Raw genomic sequence first — 341 nt, forward strand, 5'->3', positions numbered from 1 at the left:
GGAATACCCTGTATATCATGCTCTTTCATCAATCTGGCAACCCGATTCAAACTGCAAGTCTCGCCTTCATAGCGCAGGTCTTCCCAGATACGCGGACTTCCGTGAACGCCATCGCTATCCTCGTGAAGAGCGTTGATCCTCTTCACCAGGCGCTGGTTATCCAAAGTAAGCTCACTGGGAGGTCGACATCGCCAATCGTAATAGCCGCTAGCTGAGACCTTTAGCAGGCGGCACATCATGTTCACTGGGTAGGTTCCGCGGCAGCGCTCTATCATTTGGAATCTCACTTGGATTCCTTCGCAAAGAACGTTGCCGCTTCGCGCAAAAAATCGCGCTCCTTC

At 52.2% G+C, this 341-nt stretch carries 1 protein-coding gene; it reads right to left on the reverse strand.

What is annotated here, in order from left to right; all coding sequences use genetic code 11:
- Positions 1-341, reverse strand: a 341-nt coding sequence (locus C0039_RS21290; protein WP_243391685.1) for an IS3 family transposase, incomplete at both ends; no start/stop codon positions are given.

The sequence above is a fragment of the Pseudohalioglobus lutimaris genome (assembly GCF_002866825.1).
GTDB classification, from domain to species: Bacteria; Pseudomonadota; Gammaproteobacteria; order Pseudomonadales; family Halieaceae; genus Halioglobus; species Halioglobus lutimaris.